The organism is Paenibacillus alba (assembly GCF_013204855.1).
Lineage (GTDB): Bacteria > Bacillota > Bacilli > Paenibacillales > NBRC-103111 > Paenibacillus_E > Paenibacillus_E alba.
Genome location: NZ_JABMKZ010000003.1, coordinates 204334 through 226538 on the forward strand (window position 1 = coordinate 204334; position 22205 = coordinate 226538).

The following is a 22205-nucleotide window of genomic DNA, read 5'->3' on the forward strand; positions in this document are numbered from 1 at the left end:
CACAAGTGGAGTAGGAGGCTTTATTGTGCAAACACAAGAAATACATCCATTTCTTAATTTCATTCTAGATGAACAGACAGGTCAAGTGACCATTTCCGGGCATTCAGCCACTTTGCGGGATATCGCTTTTTTGAGCTACGCGCTTATTCAGCAAGGTGAGACTCAACGTGTATTGCCGCTCTTGCGCTTGTTGAGCGGCAAAACTCAGAAAGCTCAACGTGCGCTAACGGACGCGGCACTTGCGCTATGGGTAATTGGAGAATATTTGAAGGTGACCGAAGATGCGTCAAGTAAAGTGGAACTGGAAGGTTTTCTGGAAGAGACGACGGCATTGCTGGATGCTAATTGGCAGAAGCCGCAGCCGCATTGGTTGATACCGGATAGCGAGGGCATCTTTTTGAGTCATCTGGCGATGTATTTTGCGGCGGTTCAAGCCAATGTTCAGCATGGCGTTGGTGAACAAGGGGTTCGTTTGCTTAAAGCGATTCGTGAGCTTGTCTTTGCCAAGTTTATTAAAGAAGGCCGGGTGATCAGTCAATTAGGGGATACGGCTATTCATGGGGATATCGTCACGGCAGCTATGCCGTTCGGCATGCTGGGGATTGAAGACCGCATACTTATTGAGGCGCTGTATAAACTGGAAGAGACTCTTGTTGATCAAGGCGTGAGATTCAAAATCGGCGATCTGTCGTATGGGGGCTGCGAACGGCCGGATCTTACGTGCTTTTTGGCTTGGTACTATGCCAAAAAAGGAGACACGGTTCGGGCTAAGGAGCTTTTGGCCCATGTGGAAACCTTGCAAGCGGAGCAGGGTGTGCTGTATGAGATGGATATGGCAACAGCGAATGAGCCATTGCTGCTTGCGTATGCCATGGAGCGGAGCGGGAAGCCGGCTGTCAGCAGCTGGAGTTCTGTCTTGCTCGGATTAGCGCAAGCTTCTTTGGGTTCAGGTGCGGTGCGCAGTGACAGTTTGGACAGTGTCAGAATGCTCCATTTGCCAACAGGCTATGACGATCCATACGTGATCCTTCCTTATGAACGTTTTCCTCGGGAACCGGAAGCGGGGGATGTCGTATCCGTGCGATTGCTGACCCAGCCGTTCCAGGCTAATCAGGTAGTTACGGTGCAGGCTGTCGTGGACGGTATTCCGGCTGCCGAGACTATTCAGGCTCTCATGAGAGTCACGGATGAGGGGGAGAAGGTCTGGGAAGCGCAGCTTGGCCCTTACCTCGCAGGAGACGAGGTTAGTTATACCTTCGCGCTTCAGAACGGAGACAAGTCGATCCGCTCAGCGACTTATGGTTTTCGCGTGCGGTCATGGACAGCGCTGGAGCGTGTGCATGCGCTTGAGACGACGGCGGATGGCTTCGTCGCCGAGCTTGTGTGCGGTGCGGATCCGCTGCGCAACGTATCGCTAGCTTTCCGCGCGGACGCAAGCGGCGCGGTGCAGTTGACGTTCGCCGCAGGGGGCGAACGCATAAGCGGCCAGCCAGTGCAGCAGGCGGCTGTCGCTGCTCAGCGCGCACGGCTGGAAGCCGAGGTGCGCGAGGGCAAGCTCGCGCTGACGCTGCGCAGCGCGGAGGGCGAGCTGCTGAAGGGCTTCGCCGCCGAAGGGAAGCCGCTCATCGAGGCGCTGACCGACGGCTCGGGCACGCTTCATAAGCTGCGATTGAATTGGCAAACGAAGCCGGAGCATCGTTGGTTTGGGATGGGGGAACGCTTTGCCCATTACGAATATTCGGGTCACGAAGTCGATCAATATGTGTACAATCAATATCGGGATCAGGGCTTGAAAACGTACATGCCGGTTCCCTTTGCGATCTCCTCCGGCGGGTACGCTATCTTCGTGGATACGCCGCTTTATTCGACCTTTCGCTTTCATACGCGGTTGTCTGATCTGGTTGAGGTGGAGGCGGATGTTTCCAGTACGCAGCAATTGACGGTTTACTTGTTGGCAGACGAGCCGCTAACGATGGTGGGGCAATTCACAGCGCTGTCGGGCAAGCCTAATCTGCCTCCGAAATGGTCGTTTGGACCTTGGATGTCCAGCAATAATTGGGATTCGCAGGAAGGAGTTATGAAACAGGCGGAGCTGACGGCCAAGTATCAAATTCCTTCTACGGTGCTTGTGATAGAGCAGTGGAGTGACGAGGCAACGTTCTATATTTTTAACGATGCCCAGTATGAGGTCAAAGAGGGCGGTCAGTCTTTCCGCTATGAGGAATTCCAGTTTCCCGAGTGGGGCCGTTGGCCTAATCCGAAGGCGATGGTGGAAGATCTGCACGAACAGGGACTTAAGGTACTTCTATGGCAAATTCCGATTCATAAACATATGTATGGTGTTGCCCATGGTCAGCGCGATCAGGATGAGAAAACTTTGCTTGAGAGGGGCTATTGCGTGAAGACGGCGGAAGGCATGCCGTATACACTGCCTTACAACTGGTTCAAAGACAGTCACATTATGGACTTTACGAACCCGGACGCGCTCAAATGGTGGTTCGATAAACGCCGCTACCTCGCGGAAGAGATGGGCGTGGATGGTTTTAAAACAGACGGCGGTGAGTTCGTATTTGGACATCAATTGCAATTCCATGACGGTTCTACAGGCCGGGAAATGCGGAATTTGTACCCCAATTTATATGTAGGCAGCTATTATGATTTCATTCAGTCCTATGCCAAAGATGGCGGAATTACGTTCAGCAGAGCGGGTTATACAGGAGCGCAGCGTTACCCCTTGCATTGGGCTGGTGATGAGCGTTCAACCTTCGAGGCGTTCCGATCTTCGATGATCGCGGGATTATCCAGCAGCATGTCGGGGATTCCGTTCTGGGGTTGGGATCTGGGGGGCTTTCATGGCGACATTCCGACAGCGGAGCTGTTCGTGAGATCGGCGCAAATGGCTGCTTTTTGCCCAGTCATGCAGTATCATGCCGAGACGAAAGGCGAGTTCAATCAAGATCGGACACCGTGGAATATCGCTGAGCGTACGGGGCAGATGATCGTTATCGACTTGTACAAAAAGTATGCCGATGTGCGCATGAACCTCTTGCCCTACATTTACGATCAAGCGATACGTACCAGCCGAACGGGGCTGCCTATGATGCGTGCCATGTCGCTTCAGTATCCTGCGGATTCGCGCTGCACTGAGATGATCAGTGAGTACATGTTCGGAGACAGCTTGCTGGTAGCGCCTGTCATGGACGAGGGCCATTTCTCCAAGGAAATTTATTTCCCGGAAGGCTCATGGCTTTCTCTGTTTGATCAGGAAGAAGTGCAGGGGCCTTGCTTGTTGAAGGTGGCTGCTCCATTGGATCGTATCCCTGTTTATCAGAAACAGGACAGTGTCATTGCCCTGAATTTGGCGGAAAACTATTCCCTCGGCGATCATGTTGGCAATCGGGTGGATCGCTATGAGCAATTGTGTTTCCGAGTGTATGTGGCGACAGAGCTGGAGACCGTGTTTGAAGATGATTTGGGCAATGTCCTGACGATTTCTGCGACGAAGGTGAAGGGGCAAACCCGGCTGCAATGGTCAGGCAACAGCTCCCAGCCGATAACCTTTATTCTCGCCCAACGGGATGTCGTATCTGTCGTGTCCACGTATGAAACAATGCTGTCTCCGGTTCAGCAGATGGCTCAGCTGCAAGATGGACATTACTTCATTTCTCCTGCGGAAGTGTTCATTGCGGTTCGGGATTCGGCAGGAAGTCTGGTGATTGACCGGTGATTTTGTTCGGATTCCCGCATTGCGGCGATGTCGCCAAGTCGTATCTTGCTTGGAGCCATGGATTGCCGGCACATATAAAGTTCCAATGTGTGGAATTGATTCATGCGGGACTGTCCATGCGCGAGGTGTACTCGGCTCGTTGGGAACAAGCGCTGGAAGAAGCCTGTGCTTTCATCAAACAGCATCTGGAACTGGGTGAGGAGTATGTGCTTATCGGCCATTGTTGGGGCAGCTTGCTTGCCTTTGAGGTCAGTCATCGCTTGAAAGAGGAGGGTTTGGCGGAACCTCGCCACTTATTTCTGTCTGGCTGCGGCGCCCCGCACTTGCTGCGACCTCGGGCTGAAGCCGGGGGCCCGCTGGGCAGAGCTGCTGAGCTTGGCTGCCAGCCTGCGGAGGAATACCGGACACCGCTCAATCGAGAACCGCTTCGGGCCCGCTTCAGTATTTTCACAGGCAATAAAGATGAGCATGCCCTTGCGGATCAGTTGGCGGAGTGGAGTCGTTATACATCGAAAATTTGCGATGTGCATGTTTGTGAAGGCGATCATGCCTTCTGGCGCTCTGATTCTGCCAAATGGCTCCAGCTAACGCAAACCATTGTGGAAAGGGAATATCTGATTTAGCGCCATCGGCGGCATCGAGCGATGAACTTTGGGATGCCGCCCCACTCGGTGAAAGGGGGGATGCCTGGAACTGCGCATAGAGGACGAGAAATAACGTCAGTTAGAGACTCATGGTGATCCCAGTTCAGACGAACAAATTTCAGTACGAAAGGGGAAACGTTCATGCATGTAAGGAAGCTGCCTGCATTATTGCGATTTACGATTTCTTTTTTGCTTTGTTTCTTTCTGGTAGTCCCCTCGATTTATGCCATTGATGGGGTGTATCATGCCCCTTACGGCATCGATGATCTGTATGAGATACAAGCGACAGAACGAAGTCCGAGAGATCCTGTGGCAGGAGACACGGTGTATGTCAAAATTACAACTTGGCCCATCGAATCGGGTCAAAGCGTTTGGGTGACCTGGACGAAAAATGGGGTCAATCAAACGGCGGTCGGAGCGGCATATAAGTACAACAGCGGCAATAATACTTATTGGGAGGCCAATCTTGGCACTTTTACCAAAGGTGATGCCATCAGTTACACCGTTCATGGCAACAAGGATGGCGCGAACGAGAAGACGAGTGGACCTTACACATTTACCGTGACCGGTTGGGAATCGGTCAGCAGCGTTAGTACAATTACGAACAACACCAATCGCGTAGTTCTCAACGCGGTAGCGAATACTGGAACGATGACACCGAAGATCAACCTTTCCTTTGCCGCCGATGATGTGCTTCGTGTTCAGGTCTCCCCGACAGGGACAGGAACGTTGAGCAGCGGCCTTAGTAACTATACGGTTTCGGATACGGCATCCACCACCTGGCTGACAACATCCAAATTAAAGGTGAAGGTCGATAAGAACCCATTCAAACTTAGTGTGTATAAACCGGATGGGACCACGCTGATTGCCCGCCAATATGACAGCACCACGAATCGCAACATCGCTTGGCTGACCAACGGCAGCACCATCATCAACAAGATGGAAGATCATTTCTACTCGCCTGCTTCCGAAGAATTTTTTGGCTTCGGCGAGCACTACAACAACTTCCGCAAACGCGGTACAGATGTGGACACGTATGTGTACAATCAGTACAAAAACCAAAATGACCGAACCTACATGGCAATTCCCTTTATGCTGAACAGCAGCGGTTATGGCATTTTCGTGAAATCAACGTACTATTCCAAGTTCCGATTAGCTACAGAGCGCGCGGATATGTTCAGCTTTACGGCTGATACAGGGGGAAGTGCTGCCTCAACACTGGATTATTATTTCATTTACGGAAATGATTTGAATAATGTCGTCGGCAACTATGCCAATATTACAGGCAAACCGACAGCATTGCCGAAATGGGCTTTCGGTTTATGGATGTCAGCCAATGAGTGGGATCGTCAATCCAAAGTGTCAACAGCGATAACGAATGCGAATACGAACAATATTCCGGCTACTGCTGTTGTTCTTGAACAATGGAGTGATGAGAACACCTTCTACATTTTTAATGATGCTACCTATACGCCGAAAACCGGCAGTGCTGCCCATGCTTATACGGATTTCACATTCAACGGCAAATGGACAGATCCCAAGGGGATGGCGGACAATGTGCATAACAATGGGATGAAGCTGGTGTTATGGCAGGTCCCGATCCAGAAATGGACATCAACCCCTTACACGCAGAAGGACAATGACGAAACGTATATGATCGCCCAGAATTATGCCGTGGGCAATGGCAGCGGAGGTCAATACCGGATACCAGCCGGACAATGGTTCGAGAATAGTTTGCTGCTTGATTTCACAAATACGAGCGCAAAAAACTGGTGGATGTCCAAACGCGCCTATTTATTTGATGGCGTTGGGATTGATGGCTTCAAGACGGACGGCGGTGAAATGGTGTGGGGCCGCTCGAATACGTTCTCCAATGGTAAAAAAGGCGATGAAATGCGCAATCAATATCCAAATGAGTATGTGAAGGCCTATAACGAATATGCGCGTTCAAAGAAAAGTGATGCGGTCTCCTTCAGCCGTTCCGGCACACAAGGTGCGCAAGCCAATCAAATTTTCTGGTCAGGAGACCAAGAATCGACGTTTGGCGCATTCCAACAAGCCTTAAATGCGGGTCTGACCGCCAGTATGTCAGGAGTTCCCTATTGGAGCTGGGATATGGCTGGCTTCACAGGTTCGTATCCTACCGCTGAATTGTACAAACGGGCAACCGAAATGGCTGCTTTTGCCCCGATCATGCAGTTCCACTCCGAGTCTAACGGCAGTTCCGGGATTAATGAAGAACGCTCCCCGTGGAACGCGCAGTCTCGGACAGGTGACAACACGATTATCAACCATTTTGCCAAATATACGAATACCCGAATGAATCTGCTTCCTTATATTTATAGTGAAGCGAAGAAATCAAGCGATACCGGTATTCCGATGATGCGCGCGATGGTGCTTGATAATCCGACTGACACGAACACATATGGATTAAATCAACAGTACATGTTCGGCAGCAATTTGCTTGTTGCTCCTGTAATGAATCAAGGTGAAACAAGCAAGAGTATCTACCTCCCGCAAGGGGATTGGATTGATTTCTGGTTCGGCGCGCAGCGTCCAGGCGGTCGGACGATCAGCTACAATGCCGGCGTTGATGATCTTCCTGTCTTTGTGAAATCCGGCAGTATTCTTCCTCTGAATTTGAATGCCCAATATCAGGTAGGAGGAACGATCGGCAATAGCTTGACGAGTTATACGAATCTTGCTTTCCGCATCTATCCATTTGGAACAACGACGTACGACTGGAATGATGATATTGGCGGTTCGGTGAAAACTATCACGTCTACAGAGCAGTATGGATTGAATAAAGAGACAGTCGCTGTACCGGCTATCAACTCAACGAAAACTTTGCAGGTGTTCACGACCAAGCCTTCATCTGTAACAGTCGGCGGTTCTGCGATGACCGAATACAGCACTTTAGCCGCTTTGATTGGCGCTTCGACTGGCTGGTATTATGACACTGTGCAGAAGTTTACTTACGTCAAGCTTGGCGCTAGCGCATCTGCTCAATCCGTTGTGTTAAGCGGCGTTAATAAAGTGGAGTATGAAGCCGAATTTGCGGCTCAAACGAGCGTATCCACGAACAGTAATCATACCGGTTATACAGGAACAGGGTTTGTGGATGGCTTCGAAACGTCTGGAGACAATGTGTCTTTTGATGTTTCTGTCAAAGCTGCTGGCACTTATACGCTGAAGGTTCGTTATTCTTCCGGGGCGGGCAACGGGTCGCGGGCGATTTATGTGAATAACGCCAAAATCACGGATCTTGCTTTACCGCAAACGACGAACTGGGACACATGGGGAACGGCGACGGTTAATGTTGCGTTAAATGCAGGCCTTAACACGGTAAAAGTTAGTTATGATAGCACAAACACACTTGGCCTTAATCTCGATAACATCGCTATCGTAGAGCATTAAAAGCTGGGAGGGCAGCGCCCTCCCTTATTTCCTTAATGAAAGGGAGTATCTATGATGCAAGTACATTTGCCCAATAAAAAAGCTCCACGATTGCTAGTTGTATTCACAGCTTGCATGTTATTTGCTTCTACCCTTGCGGTGCTTCCCGGCTCCCCTGCTCATGCTTATGTCAGCAGTCTCGGCAATCTGATCAGCTCGAGTGTGACCGGTGATACCCTGACGCTCACGGTTGATAACGGGGCAGAGCCAAACGATGATCTGTTGGTTATACAAGCCGTACAGAATGGAATTTTGAAGGTGGATTACCGGCCGAACGGCGTGGCATCCAGCGCTAAAACGCCGATGATTGATCCGAATAAAACGTGGTCAGCTGTAGGCGCAACGATCAATACTGCGGCTAATCCGATGACCATCACGACTTCGGCGATGAAAATTGAGATAACGAAAAGTCCCGTACGAATGACCGTGAAGAAGGCAGATGGCACTACGCTTCTCTGGGAGCCCTCTGGCGGTGGGGTATTCTCGGACGGCGTGCGTTTCGTCCATGGCACCTCGGACAATATGTACGGCATTCGCAGCTTTAATGCGTTTGACAGCGGAGGAGACCTGCTGCGCAACACCTCGACGGAGGCTGCTCATGCTGGTGAACAGGGAAATTCCGGTGGACCGCTGATCTGGAGTACAGCAGGCTATGGCGTACTTGTTGACAGTGATGGCGGTTACCCTTACACAGACGCCGCAACGGGCAAGATGGAGTTTTATTACGGAGGAACTCCTCCTGAAGGCCGTCGTTATACGAAGCAAAATGTGGAGTATTATATCGTGCTCGGCACACCGAAAGACATTATGAGCGGCGTTGGAGAGATTACGGGTAAACCGCCGATGCTTCCCAAGTGGTCGCTGGGCTTCATGAACTTCGAGTGGGATACGAATCAGACGGAATTCACGAATAACGTAGACACATACCGCGCCAAAAATATCCCGATCGATGCTTACGCCTTTGACTATGACTGGAAAAAGTACGGTGAAACGAACTATGGGGAATTTGCTTGGAATACAACTAATTTCCCAGCGGCTGCTTCGACGTCCTTAAAGACGACAATGGATGCTAAAGGCATCAAGATGATCGGAATTACAAAGCCTCGCATCGTCACGAAGGATGCTTCTGCGGCTGTTACTACGCAAGGGACTGACGCGACAAATGGCGGATATTTTTATCCGGGTCATAGCGAGTATCAGGATTATTTCATCCCTGTAACGGTAAGAAGCATTGATCCTTATAATGCCAGCGAGCGCAGCTGGTTCTGGAATCACTCCAAAGATGCTTTCGATAAAGGTATCGTTGGCTGGTGGAATGATGAGACAGACAAGGTCTCGTCAGGAGGCGCTTCTTATTGGTTTGGGAATTTTACAACTGGCCATATGTCTCAGACGATGTATGAAGGCCAACGGGCTTATACGAGCGGGGCGCAGCGCGTCTGGCAGACGGCGCGGACGTTCTATCCTGGCGCGCAGCGTTATGCGACAACGCTTTGGTCTGGCGATATTGGCATACAATACAATAAAGGCGAGCGAATCAGCTGGGCGGCGGGCATGCAGGAGCAGCGGGCAGTGATGCTTTCCTCGGTGAACAACGGTCAAGTGAAATGGGGGATGGATACCGGCGGATTCAATCAGCAGGATGGGACGACGAATAATCCGAATCCGGATTTATACGCCCGCTGGATGCAATTCAGTGCGCTGACACCCGTTTTCCGCGTTCATGGGAACAATCATCAGCAGCGCCAGCCTTGGTATTTTGGCTCGACGGCGGAGGAGGCCTCGAAAGAAGCTATCCAGCTTCGCTATTCATTGATTCCTTATATGTATGCCTACGAAAGAAGTGCGTATGAGAACGGCAATGGGCTTGTCCGGCCTCTCATGCAGGTATATCCGACGGAGGCTGCTGTGAAGAATTATACAGACGCTTGGATGTTCGGGGATTGGCTTCTGGCAGCGCCGGTCGTGGACAAACAACAGACGAGCAAAGATATTTATTTGCCGGCAGGCACTTGGATCGATTATGCGCGTGGTCAAACCATTGCTGGCGGCCAGACGATTCGTTATTCGGTCAACCCGGAGACATTGACAGACATGCCGCTTTTTATTAAAAAAGGTGCTATCATACCGACGCAAAAGGTTCAGGATTACGTTGGGCAAAGCGCTGTTACTTCTGTTGACGTTGATGTTTTTGCGAACACGACACAATCGAGTTTCACTTACTACGATGATGATGGAGCTAGTTATAATTACGAAGGCGGCGCCTATTTCAAACAAAATATGACGGCACAGGATAACGGCGCAGGCTCGCAAAGCTTCACATTAGGGGCAAAAAGTGGAAGTTACGCGCCAGCTCTTCAAACTTATTTGATTAAGCTTCACGGTTCAGCTGCGGCCTCTGTAACGAACAATGCGGCAGCCATGACATCTTACGCCAGCTTGCAAGCCTTGAAAGCAGCGGCCGGCGAAGGCTGGGCTACGGGTAAGGATATCTACGGCGATGTTACGTATGTGAAGGTTGCAGCAGGTTCCGCATCTGCCAAAGCAATTGCCACTTCGGGAACGGCTGTGGTGAGTGCGTCTTCTGCGCAATATGAAGCTGAGGATGCATCGCTTTCGGGCGGTACAACGGCTACCAAAGCTACGATTAACACGAATCATGCGGGATATACGGGGACTGGATTCGTAGATGGCTTGGGCAATGCAGGGGCAGGCGTCACTTTCTATCCGAAGGTGAGCACGGGCGGTGACTACAACGTTTCTCTCCGTTATGCGAACGCTTCAGGTGCTGCCAAGTCTGTCAGTATTTTTGTTAATGGTAAAAGGGTGAAATCCACATCGCTAGGCAATCTGGCTAACTGGGATACATGGGCTACGCAATCGGAGACGCTGCCTTTGACGGCAGGGGTGAATATTGTGACCTACAAGTATTACAGTGAAGCAGGTGATACGGGGAATGCGAATCTTGACAACATTACCGTGCCTTTCGCACCTGTAGTTGGCAAGTATGAGGCAGAAAGCGCAGAAATTTCTGGAGGAGGCACTCCAAACACGAATCACTGGTTCTACAGCGGTGCAGGTTTTGTTGATGGGCTCAGCGCAGCAGGTGCTCAGGTGAAGTACAATGTTAATGTTCCGAGCGCTGGATCCTATCAAGTCGCTTTGCGTTATGCCAATGGAAATAGTGCTATGAAAACACTAAGTACTTACATTAATGGAATTAAATTAGGTCAAACCAGCTTCACGAGTCCCGGAGGCAATTGGAACGTTTGGCAAGACAATGTACAGACGGTCTCTTTGAACGCTGGAGCTAATACGATTGCGTTTAAATACGATGCAGCAGATAGCGGCAGCATTAATCTAGATCGGTTGCTGCTGTCTACCGCGGCGCCGGGAACGCCATCTTCTGAGCAGAATTTGCTCGACAATCCGGATTTCGAGCGTGATACGAGCCAAAGCCACAATTGGGTCGAGTGGCATCCGAGCACGCAAGCCATTGCTTATGGCATTGACAGCGGCTCAACGACCAATCCGCCGGAGTCGCCATGGTCAGGCGACAAGCGTGCCTATTTCTTCGCGGCGGGTGCCTATCAGCAAAGCCTTCACCAAACGATTGCGGTACCTGTCAACAATGTGAAGTATAAGTTTGAAGCTTGGGTCCGTATGAAGAACACGACCCCAACGACAGCTAGAGCTGAAATTCAAAATTACGGCGGCTCTGCGATTTACGCAAATATCAGCAACAGTGGCGTTTGGAAATACATTAGCGTCAGCGATATTCTGGTGACGAATGGTCAGCTTGATGTTGGCTTTTATGTAGACTCACCGGGCGGAACGACCCTGCATATTGATGATGTGCGTGTGACAAAGCAATAAACAAAAACCAGCGGCTCCCGCATAACGGGGGCCGCTGGTTTGTTCATTCGAACGAGGGTTTGCTCGATGATAGTAGGATTAAACGCTTTGCAAGGCTTGCTGCACTTCTTGAACGATGGACAAGGCTGCGCTGCGTGCGCTGGAGAAGGCGCGTTCGGCAAGCTCGCCTTTGCCTGTACAGCCATCGCCGCAGAAGTAGAAGGGCACATTCTCTACGCGCGTTGGCAGGAGATTATTCGTAGCAATGTTCTTTACGCTGGCAACCATCGCTTTCTTCGAAACCCGCTTCACTGCGGTCACATCGCGCCAGCCTGGATAATGCTTGTCGAACAAAGCTTCCATTTGCTTATTTTTTTCTTCCAAGTAGGCTTTGCGATGCTCATCGTTTTCGAATTGATCGCTAAGGTAGGCGATGCCTTGCAGCAATTGGCCGCCTTCCGGTACCAAAGTATGGTCCGTTGCGGACACGTCGCTGATGAACAGCTTATTGTCCATATCGCTGATATAGCTGAAAGGTCTGGCGACAACTTGGCTTAAGCCTACGTCATATACCATAACTTCAGTGGCTGTATTGGATTCATAAGGGGCAAGGAAAGGTTCCCAGGCTGTGCCTTTTAATAGTTTGACGACTTGCTGGACAGGCATGGCGAAAATGACTTTATCAAACGCCAACTCCCGTGTTTTGGTTTGGAGAAAGAATTTGCGATCAGCGTATCGCAAGCTTTCGACGCCTTCCTGAAGGGCGATTTCCCATCTTCCTGAGGATGTCAGCTTTTGTTTTAGTTGATTCGTAATGACAGCCCAACTGCCTAACACGTAATTAACAGGCTTGGAGGAGAGGAACAGATTGTGGTAATACTCACTGATCACCGCTCCGGAAACATTGCGAGCATCTTCAGGCGTGATGAAGAAGTTCGAGCAAACGAGATGCTCCCAAAGCTCTTTAACGTCCTCGTCCGCATTGGATTCAGCCAAATAATCAGCCAAAGTGGCGTAATTTTTTAAATTATGAATGTTTGCGATGATCGCGGCAATTTCGCCTACGAACCGCACTTTTTGAGCTGTGCTGAGCAAATCGGTTTTCAAAAGGTTAATCGCATCAAGCGGCGCAGGTGTAAGCTGGTTATGTTTGGCGTAAAATACTTTGCGTTTGTCCACTTGCTTGGAGGAGAACGAAAGGCCCAGTTCCCGTTCCATGTTGGTTAACGTATGGCGATCAATGCCGTAGATGGCATGTGCTCCGTAATTAAGCGTGAAGCCTGCCTTCTCATAAGTAAAAGCGCGTCCGCCAAGCTGCGGGCTGCGCTCGAATAGAATACCTTCGATGTTAGGATTCTCGGATAAATAAGCTGCTGCGGTCAGGCCGGCGAGACCTCCGCCGATAATTGCAATTTTCATGTTGTTTTCCTCCTTGGGAACTGGATCTACCTGCAATGAGGCGAAAGGCGCTTCGGATCGAAGTCCTACCCATATCCAGGCTAAATTGTTTGTCATCATTTCGAGTAAGTCGGCATTATCCTGAATGCACCAAGTTCGGATCGTTCCTATATACATGCAGACCAGCAAATCGATTTTACGGGGATCAGGCAGCCAATGCAGCAAGCTTTCGGCAAGGATGTTAAGCTGCTGCTGCTCGACCATTTTGACGGTTTCATTTTGTAAGGAAATGGCTTGCAAGCTTCGAATAAGACGGGGGGACATCCCGATGTTAGACGATAAGTCTAAAAATAATCGATTGATATGTCCTTCAAGAGATTGAACCTTGGAAGGAGGCTGTTTGACCCAATCCTGAATTAATTCGATTTGCTTGCTGTAAAGGGCTGAGATGAGGGCGTCTTTACTTTTGAAATAATGGTAAAAAGTTCCTTTAGATGTATGGGTCGCCGCGATGATATCGTCTACGGATACATTCTCATACCCTTTTTCCATGAACATGGTTAAAGCAACTTCCATCATGACATCTCGTTTTTTGCGGGTAGTGGCTCGCATGAATTGACTCAACCGCTCACTCCGTTCCAAGCATCATTTATTCCTATTATATGCAAAAATAGACCGCTAGTCTACAATCGAATTAACCTTTGTTTAAAAAACGAAAGAGGAAAGATTAATCTAAACGATTGTTTCCCGTGTGGTACCGCTTTTCACCGTCTATACTTACATTTAGAAAGCGATGAGAGGATGGACTAACACACTTGATTAAAACCGATTTAGGCTGGAATTCATTTTTTGAAAAAGCGTTTGAATCTTATCAGAACGAAGGGTACCAAGCAGGAAGGGTTTCCTTGGAACATAAACATATGTACCGTGTTCTAACCGAATCCGGCGAGCAGTTGGCCGAAATTTCCGGTAAAATGCGTCACCTCGCGCTGCGGCGTGAGGATTATCCCGCTGTTGGCGATTGGGTTGTTCTTAGTGTTCGGGAAGAGGAACAGCGGGCGACTATCCATGCGGTATTGCCGCGTCAAAGTAAGTTTTCCCGGAAAGTGGCCGGTCAAGTCACAGATGAGCAAATCGTCGCGACCAATGTGAATACGGTCTTCTTGGTTACCGCACTCAATCAGGATTTTAATATCCGCCGGATTGAGCGTTATTTGGTATTGGCTTGGGAAAGCGGAGCAAGTCCTGTCATTGTGCTTAGCAAAGCAGATTTATGTGAAAACCCGGAAGCTCTTGCTGCAGAAGTTGAAGCTGTTGCCGTTGGTGTGCCTATTCATATTATCAGCGCCGCGGAACAGCGAGGATTGGAGCAACTAGGGGGCTATGTGACATCTGGCCAGACTGTTGCGCTGCTTGGCTCCTCGGGTGTCGGCAAATCGACATTAGCCAATCACCTGTTTGGCAAGGAAATTCTAGACGTCGGGGATATCCGCTTCGGAGATGACAAAGGGAAGCATACGACGACCCATCGTGAGCTTATTGTATTGCCTGGGGGCGGTATTCTAATTGATACGCCAGGGATGCGCGAGCTTCAGCTCTGGGATGCCTCTGACGGGCTTAGCACCTCGTTTCAAGATGTTGAGGATATCGCTCAGAGGTGCTTTTTTCAAGATTGCAAGCATGAGAATGAACCCAAATGCGCGGTCAGAATGGCGCTGGAAGAAGGGGCGCTTACTGCTGACCGTTTTCAAAGCTATTTGAAATTGCAGAAGGAACTCGCCTATATAGCCCGCAAAGAAGATAAAGGGCTGCAAGCGGCCGAGAAAGCCAAGTGGAAGAAGATCCACCAAGCGCAAAAAAAGCAGCATAACCGGATTTAATCGCTCGCATAAATTGATTAATGGCCCGAGTAGCCTTTTGCCTATAGCTGAATATGCTGTAGAAAAAAGGAGGCTTGAGCCTATGAATCATCAGGAAGCGCATGACCTGTGCAATAAACATATGCATCGTTATGTCGGTGTAACGATGTCAGACGGCACGATCCATGACGGGATTGTGGAGCATGTAGATGAAGTGAACCTTTACTTAGCTGTTCCTATTGGCAGCATGGAGTTGGAACAGATGCGTGCATTCGTGCCATTTCCAACCCCTTATCCGTACTTCGGCAACCCGTATTTTTATCCTGGCTATGGGTTTGGCAGACGGCGTTTTGCAAGACAGGTTCTGCCGTTAGCTGGACTATTAGCCTTGTCGCTTCTTCCTTATTATTAATAGATACGAGCGCATTTCGCTAGGGAACATTGATCGGAAACGGTGGTGTTTCTTTTTTTTGCAATTGTTCCAATTAAAAGTCCTGATTGGATTGGATTTTTTCGATGATTTCCGATAAAATTAAGGGAGAAGGTTACGAAAGTGGAGGGACAAGCTTAATTATGAGTGATTGTATTTTTTGTAAAATCGTCGCAGGTGATCTTCCTTCAAAGAAAGTATATGAAGATGATCAAATTCTAGCTTTTCACGACATTCAGCCTGCTTCGCCTATTCATGTGCTGATCATCCCCAAGAAGCATATTGCTTCTCTGGCAGAAGCAGGAGATGAGGACTGGGCGTTAATCGGTCAAATTCAGGGTGCTGCCGCACAAATTGCTAGAGAACTAGAAGTTGAACAATCTGGTTATCGCGTAGTTACGAATATCGGAGCAAATGCGGGGCAAATTGTTCATCATCTTCACTATCATTTAATGGCAGGGGCACGATTATCCCCTTTAGGCGTTCATAATTAAGGCTCTCTTTCAAGAATCGAAAGTATTCGATTGACACCCTAATTAGTATCACCTATAATGGGATTTGATGAACCGTTTGATCTTAGATGGTCTGTTCGGAGGGAGGGAAAACTGTTGTCAGAAACTCGAGTTCGTAAGAACGAAACTATAGATGCTGCACTTCGTCGCTTTAAGCGTTCCATCGCTAAGGATGGCATTCTAGCAGAAGTTAAGAAACGTAAACACTATGACAAGCCTAGCGTTAAGCGTAAGCTTAAATCAGAGGCTGCTCGTAAGAGAAAGTTCTAGGAGGCAACATGAGCTTAAGCGATCGATTGAACGAAGATATGAAGCAAGCGATGAAGAGTCAGGACAAGTTCAAACTCTCGGTTATTCGAATGGTAAGATCTACCATTAAGAATCAAGAGATTGATCTGAAAAGAGCCTTAGATGACAATGAAGTGCTTGACGTTCTAACTCGTGAAATCAAACAGCGTAAGGATTCCCTCCAAGAATTTACGAAGGCCGGCAGAGATGATTTGGCCGACAGCCTGAAGGCAGAACTTGTTATTCTAGCTGAGTACATGCCGCAACAGCTTTCTGAGGAAGAAGTGAAAGCCATTGTACAGCAGACCATCCAACAAATTGGTGCTTCTTCTAAAGCGGATATGGGCAAAGTGATGACGGCATTGATGCCTCAGGTTAAAGGACGTGCTGATGGTAAGCTTATCAATCAGTTAGTTCAACAATTATTGGGATAATACAAAATATGTTTGACAAGGCCGAGGGGATATTTATCTACTCGGCCTTTTATTTTTTTGTAAAATGAAACAGTTTGGTTGTTCAGGCGTACATATTAATGATAAGGAAGAATCAGGGAAGGAGTGAAAGATGATGTTTGCTGAAAACTTATCCGCTTTTCTGACTCATCCAGTTACTGCAACCGTACTGCTGTTAGTTGGTATTATTGGGATTGCATTAGAACTGCTTTTCTTTAGCGGCGGCTTGCTTGCTTTGGCTGGGGTTGCAGGTTTTGCGCTTTATTTCCTGGGTTTTTACTTGGCGGGATTCGCTGGATTTGGGGATTTGGCCGTATTTGGACTAGGACTTATTCTGCTTATTTTGGAATTAGTGGTTCCCAGTTTCGGGATACTAAGCGTCTTGGGGGCGATTTGTCTCTTTGGCGGCGTATTGATGGCTTCGTCCGATCCTAAAGAAGCCGCGCTTATGCTCGGAATCGCGCTGTTGATTGCTATTGTGGTTATCGCTTTTGCAATCAGGACTTTTAAACATCGTGGAGTATGGAACCGTTTTATTTTGAGAGAGCAGCTCACGACTGACAAAGGCTTTACATCGAGCCCGGATCGTGCGCATTTGATTAGCCTGACAGGAGAAGCGATTACGCCGCTACGGCCTGCAGGGACGGCGATTATTCAAGGCGAGCGCATCGATGTCGTAACGAACGGAAGCTTTATCCCAATTGGCACATCCATCGTTGTGGTGGAAGTGGAAGGATCTCGAGTGGTTGTGAAGGAAATGGAACCAAAACTTGATTAGGAGGAAACAAAATGAATATTGAACCAGGCTTATATTTAGTGCTGCTTGCAGCCGTTATTATCATCGCACTTTCGATTTTGTTAAGTATTGTACCCGTAATGCTGTGGATTTCGGCGCTTGCTTCCGGTGTTCGCATCAGCATTATTACGCTTATTGCTATGAGGCTGCGCCGGGTAACTCCGAGCAGGATTGTGAATCCTATGATTAAAGCGACGAAAGCAGGCATTGATCTCAGTGTGAATCAGCTGGAAAGTCACTTTCTTGCCGGCGGTAACGTGGACCGGGTTGTTAATGCTCTTATTGCCGCACATCGTGCGAAAATTCATCTGGAATTTGAACGTGCAGCAGCTATTGATCTTGCAGGACGGGATGTTTTGTTAGCGGTACAAATGAGTGTTAATCCACGCGTTATTGAAACGCCAAACGTTTCAGCTGTGGCTAAGAACGGTATTGAGGTTAAGGTTATTGCAAGGGTTACTGTACGCGCCAACATAGACCGTTTAGTCGGGGGTGCAGGCGAAGAGACGATTATTGCCCGGGTTGGCGAGGGGATTGTTACAACGGTAGGTTCAAGCGACTCGCATAAGGATGTTCTTGAAAATCCGGATTTAATCTCGCGGACGGTTCTTGGCAAAGGGTTGGATGCTGGCACCGCTTTCGAAATCTTATCCATTGATATTGCAGACGTTGATGTTGGCAAAAATATCGGCGCCCATTTACAGACGGAACAAGCGGAAGCGGATAAACGAATCGCTCAAGCGAAGGCCGAGGAAAGACGTGCAATGGCGGTTGCGGCCGAACAAGAGATGAAGGCCAAAGTCGTTGAAATGCGTGCAAAAGTTGTCGAATCGGAATCGCAAGTTCCGCTTGCTATGGCGGAGGCGCTCCGTAACGGCAAATTAGGCGTCATGGACTATATGAATCTCAAAAATATCGACGCAGATACACAAATGCGCTCTTCTCTTGGCAAATTAAACGACGGCAAGAGTGACAAAGAATAATAGGTTTATGAGGTGATCTCGTGGAACAACTCATTGAATTTCTGGTAAAGCATTGGTATCTAGTCATCATTGCAATCACCTTTTTGTATCAGCTTAACAACAAGAAGCGAAGTGGGAAGCAAGGAGCTCCGCAGTCGCGAATGCCTTCATTTGGCGAGACGTCTAGACCGTCTGCAAGGCCTGCTGAAGCAACGAAGCCAGACCGGCAAGGGTTTGGTGGGCCAGCTCCACAAAGCAGCACAGCGGACGATTTTGGCCGTTCTAACAACGGCAGCGCCAAAGCCGCAGCACCGAAGTCTAAAGCATCACCTTTTGGTTCCTCATCTCAAGCAGGTATAGAAAGCTCACCCATTTATGCAAATGCGATCTCTTCGTCGAATTCTTTCCCAGAAGAACTTAAGCAAGAACAACTGCTGCAGGGTGTTGTTTGGGCTGAGATACTCGGTCCCCCAAGGTCGAAGAAGCCTTTACGCAGGTCATAGTATACACAAGAGCTGCCCGATGAGTAGATAAACCTACTTCAGGGCAGCTTCTTTTTAATTCTAGCTAAGCCGCCAAACAGAAAAGTCGAAATCCTCGGTTTTCTTTAGACCCTAAACACCTCTCAGGCTCAATTATTTACTGGATGCAGATAGCCATCTTCGCTTAGCGGCGTCATTCGTGCTTGGCTTTTTTATCGTTCCTGCTCCGAGCTTCCTTTAATTTCTGGATTACGGGTTGCCGACCATGGTTTGAGCTTACATCCCTCACAGTGTCTCTGCCATCCCCAGGATTGGATAGTCTTAAGCAAAGGAACTGAAATTCCTGCTAAAGTGCAGGCTTTTTCAATCAAATTGTCTAAAAAAGTGGGAATTCCTGCTATTGTGCAGGCTTTTGAAGCTTTTCTCCCCTGAAATTAGATTGGAGACTCAAATTCCTGCATATTTGCAGGCATTTCCGAATTCTGGCGCAGTTTAACGAAAAAAAGATGCACATTTGCAGGTTTCACACAACAGCAGCTAACAGCAGCCCACTTTTCACATTGAAGCAACCGAACAATACGAAGAAGCAACCAAACAATACGAAAGTATCCTTCACCGTTACGTTTAACTTCCCCATTACGCACTGCTCACAAGGAGCTCACCCGAAATTTCTGTAATTGAGCAGTAATCAACTCCATAATCCAGCGGCGCTTTAAACATTAAAGCCGGCTTAGGACACAGCCCTTTACTTTGCAGGTTTTTCACATAAATTCAGCTCACTGAGCATAATTTGGTAGAAAGTCTATGCGCCTTTTCTGTCGTGATGATCATCTAGTTAGAGGGGGTACTGCCCAGCTATGCGTCGCTTGACCCGCAAATGGAACCAATTCACGGCCAAAATCCTCGATCTTCCGCAGGATGTTGTCCAGGACGTGCCGCGAATTACGATGATCGGCAACGTGCAGCTTTATGTGGAAAATCACCGGGGCGTGCTTCATTTTTCCAGTGAAAATTTGAAGCTTGAATTGACGAAAGGAACGTTGGAAGTGTTCGGCCAAAACTTGGTGATTCGAGCGATTCTTTCGGAGGAAGTTTTTATAGAAGGCATCATCGACCATGTGAAATATCTGCCATAGAGGGGCTAAGAAGATTAATGTACACAGGAGGCTGAGTTATGAAACAATCATTGTTCATAGCCCGTTTGCGCGGGTATGTGCGCATTCAGATACGTGGCACAGCGTGTGAGAAAATAATTAATCCCATGATGGAGAAGGGGCTCTCCGTATGGGATATTCAAGTCACTTCAGAAGGGAAGCTGGAGCTTCTCATTCTGCTCAGAGACTTCTTCCGGCTTAAGCCGCTTTTGAAACGGACAGGCTGCAGGATGCATGTACTTGAACGGTACGGGCTTCCTTTTTTTATGGACAGACTGGGTCAGAGGAAGTTCTTTTTCGGCGGTATGGCTGCATTCATCATTGGCTTGTACGTGTTGACTTCATTCGTCTGGCAGATTAGCGTGGAAGGAAACGACCGCATTACGGAAGCGGAAGTTTTGCAAGCTGCCTCCAAACAAGGGATATATCAGTTCCAGTGGAAGTTTAGGATGAAGAAAACTGAGGATTTATCGCGTGAAATTCAAAGCTTGCTGCCAACTACGGCATGGGTGGGTGTGGAAATTCGCGGCACACATGTTACAATCAAGATAGTGGAAGCGACGATCCCAGAGAAACAGCAATTGATGAATCCGCGGAATTTGGTTGCCTCCAAGAATGCATTAGTTACAGAGATTATTTCGGATAAAGGAAAACCGATGGTAAAGCCGAATACGTATGTAAAAAAAGGGGACGTGCTGATCTCGGGCACCATTGGCGATGAGCAGAATAATCAAGTGGTGGTGGCTAGCGGCAAAGTTAAGGGAGTTGTCTGGTATACCTCCCGAATTGAAGCTCCTTTGACGAAAACATATAAGGTGTATACGGGAGATACCACGAATCGTAATTATCTTGTATGGGGGACCAGGGCATTGCAAGTCAGCGGGTATGGGAAGCTGAAGTTCGAGCAGTTTGAAACGATTCCAGAACGTAAAACACTTGCCTGGCGATCATTTACACTCCCCCTGGGCTGGCTGCATGAGAGAGTATTGGGAGTTAATTTCGTAGAGGAGCCGATCGAAGCTGCGAATGCCAAAAAGTCAGGCTTGGAGCAGGCTAGAGCCAAACTACTGAAGGCTTCGGGGCCTGATGCTAGACTTGTAGGTGAAAAAATTTTGCATGAAAAAACAGAGAATGGTAAAATTTATATAGACGTTCATTTTGAAGTCGAAGAGAACATCGCTGAAGAACAACCAATTGTGATACGAGGAGAATGAGGCCTGTTGGTAGAAAACGCGCAGTCAGTCAAACTTACATTGAAAAATCCGGCTGAGGGACTTGCTCTATTCGGTCCGCAAGACAAATTCCTGCACGTGATTGAAGCGGAAATTCCTGCTCAAATCTTTACGCGTGAAGCCGAAATAACGATACAAGGAGCGGCTGCGGAAGTAAACTCACTTCAGCAGCTTTTTGAAGTTCTTTTACAGCTCATACGCAACAACTACACCTTAACAGAACGGGATGTTCTCTATGCGGTAGAACTCGCCAAACAAATGAAAGCGGAACAATTGCTTGATCTGTTCAAAGGCGAGATCACAACGACCCACAAAGGCAAGCCTATTCGCGTGAAAACGATCGGACAACGGAAATATGTGGAGACGATTAAGAAAAAGGATATCGTATTCGGAATTGGACCTGCTGGAACAGGTAAAACGTATCTCGCAGTGGTACTAGCCGTTACTAGGCTGAAAGAAGGAGCTGTCAAGCGGATCGTGCTGACTCGCCCGGCGGTTGAAGCGGGGGAAAGCTTAGGCTTCCTGCCTGGCGACCTTCAGGAAAAAGTTGACCCCTATTTACGCCCATTGTATGATGCTCTTAATGACGTGCTTGGCCCTGAGCAGGTTGCCAAATCCTTGGAGCGCGGTTTAATTGAAATTGCTCCTTTGGCGTATATGCGCGGCAGAACACTGGATGATTCCTTTATCATTTTGGATGAAGCCCAAAACACGACACCCGAACAAATGAAAATGTTTCTGACAAGACTTGGTTTTGGCTCCAAGATGGTTATTACCGGAGACGTCACACAAATTGATTTGCCGCGAGGGAAATCCTCCGGACTTGTTGAAGCTAATCGTATTCTCAGTGGAATTGAAGAACTGGGCTTTATCTATTTTGATGAGCAAGACGTAGTAAGGCATTCGCTCGTTCAGAAAATCATTGTTGCCTATAATGCTGAAAATGAAAAGTAATTGT

General features: G+C 48.5%; 16 protein-coding genes. 15 read left to right on the forward strand and 1 reads right to left on the reverse strand.

From position 1 onward, the window contains the following. Positions 1 to 25: 25 nt before the first annotated feature. From HQN90_RS39535 to HQN90_RS04480, 4 genes are all read left to right on the forward strand, one after another. Positions 26 to 3727 carry a TIM-barrel domain-containing protein gene (locus tag HQN90_RS39535; RefSeq protein ID WP_173216662.1) on the forward strand — a complete coding sequence of 1234 codons (3702 nt, stop codon included), beginning with the start codon at positions 26 to 28 and terminating at the stop codon, positions 3725 to 3727. Further along, positions 3724 to 4350, forward strand: a complete 627-nt coding sequence (locus HQN90_RS04470) for a thioesterase domain-containing protein (RefSeq protein ID WP_173216663.1) — start codon at positions 3724 to 3726, stop codon at positions 4348 to 4350. Before HQN90_RS39535 ends, HQN90_RS04470 begins: the two co-directional genes overlap by 4 nt. 162 nt (positions 4351 to 4512) lie before the next feature. Further along, entirely contained in the window at positions 4513 to 7788 is a 3276-nt protein-coding gene (locus HQN90_RS04475; protein ID WP_173216664.1) for a TIM-barrel domain-containing protein, read from the forward strand. A 51-nt stretch (positions 7789 to 7839) separates the two neighbouring features. Further along, entirely contained in the window at positions 7840 to 11703 is a 3864-nt protein-coding gene (locus tag HQN90_RS04480; protein WP_246362075.1) for a TIM-barrel domain-containing protein, read from the forward strand. A 78-nt stretch (positions 11704 to 11781) separates the two neighbouring features. Here the strand turns inward: HQN90_RS04480 and HQN90_RS04485 are convergent, their stop codons facing one another. After that, positions 11782 to 13704 (reverse strand): FAD-dependent oxidoreductase, encoded by a 1923-nt coding sequence (locus HQN90_RS04485; RefSeq protein WP_246362077.1) that lies wholly within the window; start codon positions 13702 to 13704, stop codon positions 11782 to 11784. A 191-nt stretch (positions 13705 to 13895) separates the two neighbouring features. Here HQN90_RS04485 and rsgA point away from each other — a divergent pair, with 191 nt between their 5' ends. From rsgA to HQN90_RS04540, 11 genes are all read left to right on the forward strand, one after another. Beyond that, on the forward strand, positions 13896 to 14960 hold the full coding sequence (gene rsgA / locus HQN90_RS04490; protein WP_246362078.1) for a ribosome small subunit-dependent GTPase A: 1065 nt from the start codon (positions 13896 to 13898) through the stop codon (positions 14958 to 14960). A gap of 82 nt (positions 14961 to 15042) precedes the next feature. Continuing rightward, positions 15043 to 15351 carry a hypothetical protein gene (locus HQN90_RS04495; protein WP_173216665.1) on the forward strand — a complete coding sequence of 103 codons (309 nt, stop codon included), beginning with the start codon at positions 15043 to 15045 and terminating at the stop codon, positions 15349 to 15351. 161 nt (positions 15352 to 15512) lie between these two features. Next, on the forward strand, positions 15513 to 15863 hold the full coding sequence (locus HQN90_RS04500; protein ID WP_173216666.1) for a histidine triad nucleotide-binding protein: 351 nt from the start codon (positions 15513 to 15515) through the stop codon (positions 15861 to 15863). A gap of 114 nt (positions 15864 to 15977) precedes the next feature. After that, on the forward strand, positions 15978 to 16151 hold the full coding sequence (gene rpsU, locus HQN90_RS04505) for a 30S ribosomal protein S21 (protein WP_029195880.1): 174 nt from the start codon (positions 15978 to 15980) through the stop codon (positions 16149 to 16151). An 8-nt stretch (positions 16152 to 16159) separates the two neighbouring features. Continuing rightward, complete coding sequence (locus HQN90_RS04510; protein WP_173216667.1) at positions 16160 to 16603, forward strand: GatB/YqeY domain-containing protein; 444 nt, start codon at positions 16160 to 16162, stop codon at positions 16601 to 16603. Positions 16604 to 16733: 130 nt separating this feature from the next. Further along, a complete protein-coding gene (locus tag HQN90_RS04515; RefSeq protein ID WP_173216668.1) occupies positions 16734 to 17399 on the forward strand; it encodes an NfeD family protein in 666 nt (221 codons plus the stop codon). 11 nt (positions 17400 to 17410) lie between these two features. Then, positions 17411 to 18400: a flotillin-like protein FloA gene (floA, locus tag HQN90_RS04520; RefSeq protein WP_216855203.1), complete on the forward strand. Its 990-nt coding sequence runs from the start codon at positions 17411 to 17413 to the stop codon at positions 18398 to 18400. 20 nt (positions 18401 to 18420) lie between these two features. Then, the gene (locus tag HQN90_RS04525; RefSeq protein ID WP_173216669.1) at positions 18421 to 18882 is read left to right on the forward strand and encodes a hypothetical protein; all 462 of its coding nucleotides are present in this window, start codon (positions 18421 to 18423) and stop codon (positions 18880 to 18882) included. A gap of 836 nt (positions 18883 to 19718) precedes the next feature. Further along, positions 19719 to 19997, forward strand: a complete 279-nt coding sequence (gene yqfC / locus HQN90_RS04530; protein WP_079419892.1) for a sporulation protein YqfC — start codon at positions 19719 to 19721, stop codon at positions 19995 to 19997. 38 nt (positions 19998 to 20035) lie between these two features. Then, on the forward strand, positions 20036 to 21229 hold the full coding sequence (yqfD, locus tag HQN90_RS04535) for a sporulation protein YqfD (RefSeq protein ID WP_173216670.1): 1194 nt from the start codon (positions 20036 to 20038) through the stop codon (positions 21227 to 21229). 6 nt (positions 21230 to 21235) lie between these two features. Next, entirely contained in the window at positions 21236 to 22201 is a 966-nt protein-coding gene (locus tag HQN90_RS04540) for a PhoH family protein (RefSeq protein WP_173216671.1), read from the forward strand. The last annotated feature ends 4 nt before the right edge of the window (positions 22202 to 22205 follow it).

Excerpts from the sequence above, each read along its gene's own strand:
- HQN90_RS04500 (WP_173216666.1), top strand. The coding sequence starts at position 15,513 with ATGAGTGATTGTATTTTTTGTAAAATCGTCGCAGGTGATCTTCCTTCA.
- HQN90_RS04480 (WP_246362075.1), top strand. The coding sequence starts at position 7,840 with ATGATGCAAGTACATTTGCCCAATAAAAAAGCTCCACGATTGCTAGTT.
- yqfD (WP_173216670.1), top strand. The coding sequence starts at position 20,036 with ATGAAACAATCATTGTTCATAGCCCGTTTGCGCGGGTATGTGCGCATT.
- floA (WP_216855203.1), top strand. The coding sequence starts at position 17,411 with ATGAATATTGAACCAGGCTTATATTTAGTGCTGCTTGCAGCCGTTATT.
- yqfC (WP_079419892.1), top strand. The coding sequence starts at position 19,719 with ATGCGTCGCTTGACCCGCAAATGGAACCAATTCACGGCCAAAATCCTC.
- HQN90_RS04515 (WP_173216668.1), top strand. The coding sequence starts at position 16,734 with ATGATGTTTGCTGAAAACTTATCCGCTTTTCTGACTCATCCAGTTACT.
- HQN90_RS04475 (WP_173216664.1), top strand. The coding sequence starts at position 4,513 with ATGCATGTAAGGAAGCTGCCTGCATTATTGCGATTTACGATTTCTTTT.
- HQN90_RS04510 (WP_173216667.1), top strand. The coding sequence starts at position 16,160 with ATGAGCTTAAGCGATCGATTGAACGAAGATATGAAGCAAGCGATGAAG.
- HQN90_RS04495 (WP_173216665.1), top strand. The coding sequence starts at position 15,043 with ATGAATCATCAGGAAGCGCATGACCTGTGCAATAAACATATGCATCGT.